At 57.5% G+C, this 9,379-nt stretch carries 13 protein-coding genes and 1 pseudogene; 7 read left to right on the forward strand and 7 right to left on the reverse strand.

Going from position 1 to position 9,379, the window contains the following annotated elements:
* Positions 1-100: 100 nt before the first annotated feature.
* Together AO240_RS05660 and AO240_RS05670 are read left to right on the forward strand one after the other, a co-directional pair.
* Entirely contained in the window at positions 101-793 is a 693-nt protein-coding gene (locus AO240_RS05660; protein ID WP_099235494.1) for an NBR1-Ig-like domain-containing protein, read from the forward strand.
* A 265-nt stretch (positions 794-1,058) separates the two neighbouring features.
* A complete protein-coding gene (locus AO240_RS05670; protein WP_099235496.1) occupies positions 1,059-1,388 on the forward strand; it encodes a hypothetical protein in 330 nt (109 codons plus the stop codon).
* 28 nt (positions 1,389-1,416) lie between these two features.
* Here AO240_RS05670 and AO240_RS05675 read toward each other — a convergent pair whose 3' ends face one another.
* Positions 1,417-2,052 carry a LysE family translocator gene (locus AO240_RS05675; RefSeq protein WP_099235497.1) on the reverse strand — a complete coding sequence of 212 codons (636 nt, stop codon included), beginning with the start codon at positions 2,050-2,052 and terminating at the stop codon, positions 1,417-1,419.
* Positions 2,053-2,221: 169 nt separating this feature from the next.
* On the opposite strand from AO240_RS05675, the gene AO240_RS05680 reads away from it, so the two are divergent.
* Positions 2,222-2,593, forward strand: coding sequence for a PH domain-containing protein (locus AO240_RS05680; protein WP_099235498.1), 372 nt, complete (start codon positions 2,222-2,224; stop codon positions 2,591-2,593).
* A 137-nt stretch (positions 2,594-2,730) separates the two neighbouring features.
* Here the strand turns inward: AO240_RS05680 and AO240_RS05685 are convergent, their stop codons facing one another.
* Positions 2,731-3,039, reverse strand: coding sequence for a DUF3077 domain-containing protein (locus AO240_RS05685; RefSeq protein WP_099235499.1), 309 nt, complete (start codon positions 3,037-3,039; stop codon positions 2,731-2,733).
* 574 nt (positions 3,040-3,613) lie between these two features.
* On the opposite strand from AO240_RS05685, the gene AO240_RS05690 reads away from it, so the two are divergent.
* The gene (locus tag AO240_RS05690; RefSeq protein WP_371918595.1) at positions 3,614-3,997 is read left to right on the forward strand and encodes a hypothetical protein; all 384 of its coding nucleotides are present in this window, start codon (positions 3,614-3,616) and stop codon (positions 3,995-3,997) included.
* Between the two features lie 115 nt (positions 3,998-4,112).
* Here the strand turns inward: AO240_RS05690 and AO240_RS28845 are convergent.
* Both AO240_RS28845 and AO240_RS05700 read right to left on the reverse strand, forming a co-directional pair.
* Positions 4,113-4,262, reverse strand: a pseudogene (locus tag AO240_RS28845) (PIN domain-containing protein); the annotation flags it as partial.
* The gene (locus tag AO240_RS05700; RefSeq protein ID WP_099235500.1) at positions 4,259-4,558 is read right to left on the reverse strand and encodes an excisionase family DNA-binding protein; all 300 of its coding nucleotides are present in this window, start codon (positions 4,556-4,558) and stop codon (positions 4,259-4,261) included. The gene AO240_RS05700 and the pseudogene AO240_RS28845, both read right to left, overlap by 4 nt.
* Before the next feature lie 198 nt (positions 4,559-4,756).
* Here AO240_RS05700 and AO240_RS05705 point away from each other — a divergent pair, with 198 nt between their 5' ends.
* From AO240_RS05705 to AO240_RS05715, 3 genes are read left to right on the forward strand one after another with little or no spacing between them, the layout of a single operon-like run.
* Positions 4,757-5,911: an S-type pyocin domain-containing protein gene (locus AO240_RS05705; RefSeq protein ID WP_099235501.1), complete on the forward strand. Its 1,155-nt coding sequence runs from the start codon at positions 4,757-4,759 to the stop codon at positions 5,909-5,911.
* Between the two features lie 6 nt (positions 5,912-5,917).
* Positions 5,918-6,175 (forward strand): colicin E3-like toxin immunity protein, encoded by a 258-nt coding sequence (locus tag AO240_RS05710; protein ID WP_099235502.1) that lies wholly within the window; start codon positions 5,918-5,920, stop codon positions 6,173-6,175.
* Positions 6,176-6,199: 24 nt separating this feature from the next.
* Positions 6,200-6,832 carry a DUF3916 domain-containing protein gene (locus AO240_RS05715; RefSeq protein WP_099235503.1) on the forward strand — a complete coding sequence of 211 codons (633 nt, stop codon included), beginning with the start codon at positions 6,200-6,202 and terminating at the stop codon, positions 6,830-6,832.
* Here AO240_RS05715 and AO240_RS05720 read toward each other — a convergent pair.
* The 3 genes from AO240_RS05720 to AO240_RS05730 form a co-directional block, all read right to left on the reverse strand.
* On the reverse strand, positions 6,829-7,104 hold the full coding sequence (locus tag AO240_RS05720) for a bacteriocin immunity protein (RefSeq protein ID WP_099235504.1): 276 nt from the start codon (positions 7,102-7,104) through the stop codon (positions 6,829-6,831). The two genes, AO240_RS05715 and AO240_RS05720, sit on opposite strands and share 4 nt — an antisense overlap.
* A 139-nt stretch (positions 7,105-7,243) precedes the next feature.
* Positions 7,244-8,605: a sensor histidine kinase gene (locus tag AO240_RS05725; RefSeq protein ID WP_099235505.1), complete on the reverse strand. Its 1,362-nt coding sequence runs from the start codon at positions 8,603-8,605 to the stop codon at positions 7,244-7,246.
* Positions 8,602-9,264, reverse strand: a complete 663-nt coding sequence (locus AO240_RS05730) for a response regulator (protein WP_099235506.1) — start codon at positions 9,262-9,264, stop codon at positions 8,602-8,604. The genes AO240_RS05725 and AO240_RS05730 overlap by 4 nt, the downstream gene beginning before the upstream one ends.
* Between the last annotated feature and the right edge of the window lie 115 nt (positions 9,265-9,379).

The raw sequence follows: 9,379 nt of genomic DNA on the forward strand, positions 1-9,379 counted from the left end.
ACAAACGCCAGATCCCAAGGGGTAGCGCGAGGTGTAGTGTGCATAACTCACTTAACGCAGCGGCGAGCAGTGTGTCTTTTTTGGCGTACAACGGTGGGGCATGACTATCAGAACGCGGGACACCCTAAGGGCACTGATCACCCGACGCGGCAGGGAACTGGGCAAATCCATGACCACCTTGGCCAAGGAAGCCTGCATTTCCAGAACCTATCTCTACGGTTTGGCGCGCGGTGCCTCTCAAGACCCTTCGGTGCGCACGCTGATTAAACTGGCCAAGGCGCTGCAGGTTTCACCGCTGCTGCTGTTCCGTTACTTCGCCGACCTGGCGGGCGCGCCGGTCGATGCCCACGCAATGGCTGGCACCAACCGCGCGATTGGCCTGCAGGACCCGAGTGACATTGCCGTGTTCAACGCAGATGTCACCACACCCGACCAAGCCGTGGTGCTGCCGGGTGAAATCTTTCAGAAAACCTGGGAAATCCAGAACCTCGGCGCCCGCCCCTGGCGCGCGCGCAAGCTGGTGCGGGTGGACGGCGAATACGTCATCGCTCGGCGCGCCGCTGCGGGGGCGGCGCTGGAAGTGGTGATGGACACACACTTGCGCAGCCTGAATAACGAAATTCCCATCGCCGAAACACTGTCCGGTCAACCGGTGCATATCACCGTGGAATTCGCCGCGCCCAAGGAAACCTGTACCGTCACGTCCATCTGGCGGATAGAGGATGAACACGGGCAACCCTGCTATGGGCCTGCCTTCATCCTGCATGTGATCGTCAACGTCATGGCACGCTGAACCCGTTACGTGTCGCGCTGACTGCCCCATCGTCAATGGCTTGCACATTAAAATCAACGGCGCGGTCAGCACTTACCCAAGCAACCTTTACCGGGCAGGCGGCTGAGCCTTGAGCAAGTCGAACGTCGGCCGCCCTTGCCGAATGGCCGTTAGCGCCAGTTCACTAAGCCCACCAACGTCACACTGTTCGCTGCACAAGGTCTTTTTTTTCATGCACAGAACAGTGATCATCGCGCTCCGCCCCGAACGCTGAGGAACCGAGACCATGGAATTGACGCTGGAAGCTGTTGCGCTCTTTGCACTCAAACTGGTGCACGAGACAGTCGGCGGCAGCCCAATTTTAAGGGACGACCTGGTCATGGACGGGTACGAGCGCGAAGTGTTTGGGTTGTTGGTGCGCCAGCGCGAGTTGGCGGTTATTCAATGCAAAATTGATGAATGTGTGGCGCAGGCGCTGGCGGCACTCGGCGGTGCCGACACGGTACTAGGGCGCGAATTGCAGCGGCTGGCGACGGACGTGCAAAACGTCGATCAACTCGATGACCTGCCCGCGCCGCTCAGCGTGCTCATGGACTACTTGAAAGCTATCCAGTGAACCGGTGAAACGTCATGGCGCGCTGAACCTAGCGCCGCCCTTCCACCGCCATGCGCACCGCCAAGCCCATCAACACGGTGCCCATCAGCCAGCGCTGCACCACCTGCCAACCCGGCCGGGTGACGAAGAACACCGCGATAGAACCCGCCATGACCGCAATCATCGAATTGACGCTAACGCTGATAAAAATCTGCGTAAAGCCCAATACCAAAGATTGCGTCAACACACTGCCGTGGCCGTTCGGGTCGATGAACTGCGGCAACAACGACACATACATCACCGCCACTTTGGGGTTCAGCAGGTTGGTTACCAAACCCATCATGAACAGCTTGCGCGGGCTGTCCGGCGGCAGCTGCTGAACCTGAAAAGGCGAACGGCCACCCGGCTTGACCGCCTGCCAGGCCAGATAAACCAAATACACCGCGCCGCCAAGCCGCAGCGCGTCGTACGCTAACGGAACCGCCATCACCAACGCAGTAATACCCAATGCCGCGCACAGCATGTACACCACAAAACCCAGCGCCACGCCGCCCAGCGAAATCAAACCGGCCGTGCGCCCCTGGCAAATCGACCGCGAAATGAGGTAAATCATATTCGGCCCCGGCGTCAGCACCATACCGAGTGAAATAAGCCCATAGGCAAGCAAGCTGGACATATCGGGCATTGTTTGGCTCCTGGATTTTTGTTGCGTCGGCGTGAAACCCTTGGCCAACGTTGCAGTGTTGGGCGTCATGGTAGGGCGTTCAAAAAGAGCGCGTTAGACACAGATCCGCGAGTAAAACGTCATACACACGCGCAGGCGTTCACCGCACCACTCACCCAAGGACAGGCACATGATCGACTTCAACAACAAAGGCTTCTTCAAGCTCAAACAAAACAACGAATACGCCGAACGCGTCACCGCCCTGCTGCTCGACGGCGAAGAGGTGATAGACGCCTACAAAGCCATGCGCGACGGCGTGGTGTTCACCACCAAACGCATCATCGCCGTGAACGTGCAAGGGATCACCGGCAGCAAAAGAGACTTCACCTCGCTGCCGTACAAAAACATCGTCGCGTACTCAGTGGAAACCTCCGGAACGTTTGACCTGGATTCGGAACTGGAGATTTACTTCTCGTCGCTGGGCAAAGTGAAATTCGAATTCACCGGCAAAACCTCGATTGTCGAAATCTCACGGATCATTTCCAAACACCTGCTGAGCTGATCAACAGACAAAAAAAGACCTTGGCATGCCAAGGTCTTTTTTATTGCCTACCCGGTTTAAGCGGGCGTACCCCACTCAAACTGTGGGCGCTGGCTTGCCTGCGATGACGCCAGCCCGAACACCCTCAAACTACCCGCCTACACAGCAACTGCCTCACCCTCCTCCGTTGCCCCATTCGGCAACATCCCGTTCGCCAAATCATCCACCACCGCCTTGGCCATCTCCCCCAAATAATGCGCCGCCCAAGCATAACGGTCCGCGCTTGTGTCCATGGCCGCGTCCAAGGCGAGCATTTTTGAACAGTGAAGCAGCTCGGAAGCATGCTCAAGAGCATCACGAATGGGTACGCCTGCATTGACGCGGAATAGACGGTGAAGGTTGGGCTGCCTGCCGCAAGTGGAGAAGGTGATGACGCCGAGGGTTTTGTTGAGGGGTGGGTTGATCATTGGGCACCTCCGGCATGTGCGGGGATACGGGTTGCGGAGTTGCTAGGGTAAGTCCTTTCAGAAAAGCTCATTGGTGTAACTCCCGTTTTTCGATGAGAGCTGCACCATTCGTTTCCAGGCGAATGGTGGCAGCTGTGCGCAGGCTGGAAACCGGGGCAAAAGGGCAAACCCGGCAGACTCGAAAGTCTCCCACGCACAGCCGCCATAACACGCATATGCTGGCACAAAAATAGCACCAGCAGTCGTGATAAATGGTGGCGCCTGTGCGCCCTTTATTCCGCGGGTTTCCAGGCCCGGTCGCTGGGTTGGCAGCGACCGGCGAAAGTTAGCCCAAACAACATTCAGAATGAAGCTTCGGTGTGTGACGGAACGTTGCCAATCATGACCGGTGTGAAAAAACAGGTAACTAACCGAGTGCCTGGCCCTTTGTGCCTGTGGTTCGGATGCTTAGAGAAAGCCAAAATATACCCGCTTCAGTCTTAGCCGATTCGCCTCCACGCCACTATTTCAATATCATGCACACCGTTAATCAAACAGCGCCAGGCTGCTCCCTGGTCATTCATGAAAGTATGAAATGCGGATAATTATTGCAGCGTTGCTGATGTTCAGTGCCAATGCCTATGCGGGTTGCCTCAGCATCAATGACATGGACCAGCGCAACTACTGCCAAGCCAAGGAGACCGGAAGCGGCTGTAACTCAATAAACAACATGGATCTGCGTAACGCCTGCCTTGCGGAAACCAACAACGCCAGTTGCGGCAGCATCAATGACATGGACCAGCGTAACTATTGCGACGCCAAGAAGAAGGGCAGCGGCTGTAACTCAATAAACAACATGGACTTGCGTAACACCTGCCTGGCAGAAACGAGTAGCGACGGCAGTTGCGGCAGCATCAATAATATGGATCAACGTAACTACTGCATCGCCAAAAAACCGGCAGTGGCTGTAACTCCATAAATGATATGAACCTGCGAAACGCGTGCGAATCGGAAACCAGCCATTAATCGGTAGCATAACTTCTGAAGTATTGTTTTAAGCATTATGCAGAAAAGGCGTACGGATCTATCTACGTGAGCACGCTGCGCTTCCATTCCTCATGAATCTGGCTAGTCCACCGCGCCCGATACCCCCGGACAAACCCAGCCAAATCAGTAAATCCCGGAGCGCGGCCGGGTATGCAACACACGCATCGTACGCCGCACTAAAAGTGCGAACACCTCATACGTCATAGCCCATCCTCAGCTTTTGGGCTTGTTGCGCCAGTGCGTCCATTGCCTCTTGGCTTTCCTCATCGCGCCGCTGTTTGAACGCGATCAAATCCGAAAACCGAATTCGCCGATGCCGGCCGTTTTTTGTAAACGAAAGTGCGCCCTCCTCCAGCATCTTGGCCAAGTGCGGGCGTGAAACGTTAAGCCGGTCGGCGGCCTGCTGCGAGTTCAGTTCGCGCTGGCCTTGCACGGCAGCTTCGACGTCCTCTCCCAGCACAAGGGTCGTTTTGGGAAGGTGATTGATGGTCATGAGGCGGCTCCGGCGTTACGCAATTCAGTTGACGCCCAAGCTAAACGAAACAAACACACTAAAATCCCAATATTCGAAATAAGTCCGCCAGATCAGGCATCCGTCGACTTTTCCCACGCCCACCATCGAACAAAGCCGACATCGGCGTCTGATTCCCCCTCGTAGGCTCACTCCTTCGCACAAGGAAGTGAGCCCGTCATGTCAGAACGCTCTTACCCCATCACCGAAGAAGAACAACTCAAACGGCGCATCCTGACCCCGCAGCCGAAGCGGGCGGCCTATTCGCCGCCGATAGCGGTATTCGACGCGCCACCGATGCCAGCGCCAACACTGGCCAAGCCTTGTGGCTGCACGTTCACCAAACCCTGCCAACTGCCCGACGGCATCATTCGCTACAACGATCCCACCGGTCATGTGCCGCTGGAGCTGATCAAGGACTACGGCCATTTCAGCCTGTTGGGTGGGCGCGAGGTGGACAGCCAGGGCGCGGTTGCGCTGCGCAGGATCAGCGGCAGCGCACTGCCCGTTGGTTTGGGGCAGTTGGCGTTGCGCTCGGTGGTATTGGAGTCGGCTGCCAGCACCGTTGGCACTATGGCCGGTGGCTTATTGGCGGGTTTGGTGGCGCTGGCGTGGCCATCCGAGCTGGGCGACAGCGCACTCTACAGCGAGGAGCAATTGCGCTCGATGCAGCGGGCGCGGTCGCAGATGCGTTTGCATGTCGAGCAGCGCGAAGACGGCACGCTCAAAGGGTATGGGTTTTACACAGGCAATAATGCCGATTGGCAGATGATCGACGTGGTGCAGTTCCAAAACCGTGGCGATCAGTTTGTGGCGGATTTGGGTAAGGACGTTGAGCTGATATGGACGCCCGCGGTTGATCCAGGCGATACGTTGGGTATTCCGGCACTGGAGGCCGCGCCACAAGCACCGGTGATATGGATTTATCCGCCGACCGAGAAAGCTGCGCAGATTCTGGTAAACCCGATTTATCCACCGCAGTACCGGGACTTTATTCTGGTGTTCCCGGCGGAGTCGGGTGTTCGGCCGCTGTATGTAGTGGTGAGTGTTCGGGCTGGGGACCACAAGTACCACAAAGCTCCAAATATCGGGCAGATAACCGGCTTTGAAAACCTGACGAAAGTGAAGCCCATGACTCCGAGGCAGGGTGGCGCCGGGCTGAGAGAGCGCTGGATAGATGAAAAGGGGCGGACAATCTATGAATGGGACTCGCAACACGGCGAGCTGGAAGCATACCTAGCTAGCGATGGCAGCCACCTTGGCGCGTTCAGCCATACAACCGGTGAGCAGCTGAAACCGGCGAAGAAAAAACGGAACATCAAAAAATACTTGTGAGGGTACATGGGACTTAAAGTCAGACTGGAATGGTTCGACAGGACCACGCAATTGATACTAGGAGCCGAGTCCTCAGCGGACCAAGGAGACGACTATTCCGCCGTTACAACGCTGGGGCTATCAATAGAGGAGGATGTCAATAACGGCATATTCGAACTCCGCCAGGATTGGTTATCGAATGTACAACCGCTCTTCTCTCATGAAATTGCGCTTTCAGAAAGCGACTACTTCGTCGCATTCGATTACGAAGATGCACACGAGTAACCCAACCCAAGAGCATTCAATTTCATGCGCAGACTTTCACTCACAGACAAAAAACTCCGCAACATCCCCAGGCACCTCAGAGCCCTGAGCCGCTGGGCCAACAGCTTCGAAGGCTACTTCTACGAAGAGCTACCGTCAAAACCCGACTACGTAAACGAAAGAATTCCCGTCATCGAAAATCTTGTTGAGGGCAAACAAACCACGCCGGAAATTCTGGCGCACTGTGCTCAACAGTTAATCAATGTCTCAGGCCACCTGCTTGCCGCACGACAAGAGCAAGCGCTTGATTGCTGGGTTGTCGCCTGCGTAATGGTTCCGGATATGTTCTCAAGCCGAGTCTGTGTCTACACCGACAAAGCCCGCCACCTCGGTCACACCCAACCTTTCAACTACGACCACTTTCGCCAAACCCGAATCACTGGCCGGAGCCTCGCCCATGAATGGCACCTGACTCTCCCACCTGGGCTTCACGAAGTAGGTTTTCACTTTACCCACGAGGATGAAGACGGAGATATTTTCGAGTCAGAGCGTTGGTACTTCGGCGAAGTCACCGCAACGGATCAAGACCCAGGCGGTGAACGCTGGAAATACCAAACGTTTAAATCGTTCCAAGCACAGAACCCGCATTTGTTCGGTGCATTTGCACCACTGCGTTAACAGCCCGGTTTGAACCCCGGCAACCCATTAGCTTTCCGCCATTCCTTAACCGTGCGGGTAATTCCTTGCGCCGAAGTATCAGCACCCGGCTCTGGGTGGTAGATCAGATCCGCACCACTAGGGTGCCCAATAATGTTCCTGAAGTGGAATAAAAGCGCATCAGCGCGGGCCTCGCTCGGCGAAACATCCGCCTTAAACAGCGCTTCCAGGAACCTTATAAATTCGTGTTCTGTGTAGTCCGAGAGGCTATTTTTGATGAGCGGATCGATCATGCGCGCCCCTTACATCTGATGACAATTTGGCCGCAGGCTACGATAGACCGGCACGCACTTAATGCAGGGTGCTTCCTGATCCTGAGTCAGATGTTTCCTCAAAATTCCGGCACCCTTTTTATGCAGATTATTTCCCTGCCTATCCCACCGATTTCTCTTCAAACACCAACCGCGCACACAACCCACCCGTCGCCAGATTCTGCAACGTCAACCGCGTGCCGATCTTCCCTACAATCATCTCCACAATCGCCAGGCCCAACCCCGCGCCATTCGCGTTCCCCCGGCTGTAAAACCGCTCAAACAACCGCCCCAATTCCGCCTCATCAATCCCCGGCCCTTGGTCTTCCACGCTCAAACAATTAGCACCAATCACCACGCGCACCTCGCTGCCGGCCGGTGAGAAGTTAAGCGCGTTGGTCACCAGGTTTTGCAGCGCAATCGCCAATGCCACCGGTTCGGTTTGCACCCAGCATTCTTCTTGCCCTTCGAGCACCAGTTCCACGCCTTTTTCCATGGCCAGCGGTGTCAGTTCAGCGAGTTCTTCGCGCACCAGTTCGGTGAGTTGCACGCGTTTGCACACGGGGTTGCTGAGGTGCGGTTCGATGCGCGCCATGGTCAGTAATTGGCTGCCGATGCGGGTGGCGCGGTCGACGCCGTTGACGAGGAAGTCCAGTGCTTCGCGCCGCTGTTCTTCGGTGGCGGCGCTTTGCGCGTTTTGCGCGTGGATGCGCAGTATCGCCAGTGGCGTGCGCAGTTCGTGGGCGGCGTCGGCGATGAAGCGGCGTTCGCGGTCGAGCAGCTCATCCACTTGCACCAACAGCCGGTTCAGCGCGGTTTGCATGGGTTCCAGGTCGGTTGGCAGAGGCTTTAAGTGCAGCGGTTGCAGGGTGTCGGTGTTGCGCCCGCGAATGGATAGCACCATGGCGCGCAGCGGTTTGAGGCCCCAGCCGATGGCCAGCCAGATCAACAGGGTCAGCAGTGGCACGCCGATCAGCGTGGGCCACAGGGTGTGGCGCACGATGCGTTCGATCAGGTCCTGGCGAATGTCATCGCGCTCGCCCACCCAAATCAGCAGGCCCTGTTGCGGGTCGGCGAGGAGGAAGGCGCACCAGTCGTTGCCGTTGTCGATCAGGTCGTGGGAGCCGAGGGTGGTGGGCGGCGCAGCCAGCACTGGCGCCTCGGCAGAGCGCACCAACAATTCACCATCAGTGCGCCATACCTGGAAGGTCAGGCGGGTTTCGTAGGGGTGGGCGACGCCCTCTTCGCCGACGCGGCTCATGGCGTGGTCGAAGGCTTGGTAGAGGCGGTTCCAGTCGGCCTCGCCGGGGTCGCGTTGGCGCAGCACGCCTTGCAACAGGCGGGCGCTTTGGGCGAGTTGGGCGTCGTAGACTTCTTCGATTTCGTGGTGGCTGTCACGCAGTACCAGCCAACTGATCAGGGCGTCACCGAGCAGTATCAGCACCAGCACCGGGATGAGAATACGCGCGCGAACCGAGGTCATGGTTTGAGCGCCAGCACGTAGCCGACACCGCGCACGGTGCGGATCAGCTCGGTGGAGAGTTTTTTGCGCAGGTTGTGGATAAGTACTTCGAGGGTGTTGCTCTCCACGCGGTCTTGCCAGCCGTACAGCGCGCGGGACAAGCGCTCGCGGGTCACGACTTTGCCGGGGCGCACCATCAGTTGGTGCAGCAGTTGGTATTCCATCGGGGTGACGATGATGTCTTCATCTTGGTAGCGCACGTGTTGGGTGGCCGGGTCGAGGCTGACGCCGGCGTGTTCCAGCAGCGGTTGCGCGCGGCCCTGGCTGCGGCGCAACAGGGCACGCACGCGGGCTTTGAGCTCTTCGACGTCGAAGGGTTTGATCAGGTAGTCGTCGGCGCCCGCGTCGAGCCCGGCGATGCGTTCGGCGGTGCCGTCGCGTGCGGTCAGAATCAGCACCGGCAAGTCGTGCTGTTCGGCGCGCAGTTGCTGCAACAGGTCGAGGCCATCGAGGCGCGGCAGGCCGAGGTCGAGCAGCAGCAAATCAAAGCTTTCGGTGCGCAGGGCATGCAAGGCGCTGAGGCCATCCTGCAGCCAGTCGAGGGTGTAGCCTTCGGCGCCTAATGCCACGCGAATGCCTTGGCCGAGGGCGCGATCATCTTCGACGAGGAGTAGGCGCATAACGGAATCTCTGTAGGAATCGGCGGCATCATGCCGGGTTCTGGCGCGGGCTATTCCGGGAAAGATGTTACGGCTCATTGCCAACTAAGGTTGCGCTAAGGTTGGTTTTGCACTG

Origin of the sequence: Pseudomonas sp. ICMP 460, from assembly GCF_002723595.1 — a bacterium.
GTDB lineage: Bacteria > Pseudomonadota > Gammaproteobacteria > Pseudomonadales > Pseudomonadaceae > Aquipseudomonas > Aquipseudomonas kitaguniensis.

What these genes read in the sequence shown, in the direction of transcription:
- AO240_RS05660 (WP_099235494.1), top strand. Translation starts at nt 101, where the DNA reads ATGACTATCAGAACGCGGGACACCCTAAGGGCACTGATCACCCGACGC.
- AO240_RS05670 (WP_099235496.1), top strand. Translation starts at nt 1,059, where the DNA reads ATGGAATTGACGCTGGAAGCTGTTGCGCTCTTTGCACTCAAACTGGTG.
- AO240_RS05675 (WP_099235497.1), bottom strand. Translation starts at nt 2,052, where the DNA reads ATGCCCGATATGTCCAGCTTGCTTGCCTATGGGCTTATTTCACTCGGT.
- AO240_RS05680 (WP_099235498.1), top strand. Translation starts at nt 2,222, where the DNA reads ATGATCGACTTCAACAACAAAGGCTTCTTCAAGCTCAAACAAAACAAC.
- AO240_RS05685 (WP_099235499.1), bottom strand. Translation starts at nt 3,039, where the DNA reads ATGATCAACCCACCCCTCAACAAAACCCTCGGCGTCATCACCTTCTCC.
- AO240_RS05690 (WP_371918595.1), top strand. Translation starts at nt 3,614, where the DNA reads ATGCGGATAATTATTGCAGCGTTGCTGATGTTCAGTGCCAATGCCTAT.
- AO240_RS05700 (WP_099235500.1), bottom strand. Translation starts at nt 4,558, where the DNA reads ATGACCATCAATCACCTTCCCAAAACGACCCTTGTGCTGGGAGAGGAC.
- AO240_RS05705 (WP_099235501.1), top strand. Translation starts at nt 4,757, where the DNA reads ATGTCAGAACGCTCTTACCCCATCACCGAAGAAGAACAACTCAAACGG.
- AO240_RS05710 (WP_099235502.1), top strand. Translation starts at nt 5,918, where the DNA reads ATGGGACTTAAAGTCAGACTGGAATGGTTCGACAGGACCACGCAATTG.
- AO240_RS05715 (WP_099235503.1), top strand. Translation starts at nt 6,200, where the DNA reads ATGCGCAGACTTTCACTCACAGACAAAAAACTCCGCAACATCCCCAGG.
- AO240_RS05720 (WP_099235504.1), bottom strand. Translation starts at nt 7,104, where the DNA reads ATGATCGATCCGCTCATCAAAAATAGCCTCTCGGACTACACAGAACAC.
- AO240_RS05725 (WP_099235505.1), bottom strand. Translation starts at nt 8,605, where the DNA reads ATGACCTCGGTTCGCGCGCGTATTCTCATCCCGGTGCTGGTGCTGATA.
- AO240_RS05730 (WP_099235506.1), bottom strand. Translation starts at nt 9,264, where the DNA reads ATGCGCCTACTCCTCGTCGAAGATGATCGCGCCCTCGGCCAAGGCATT.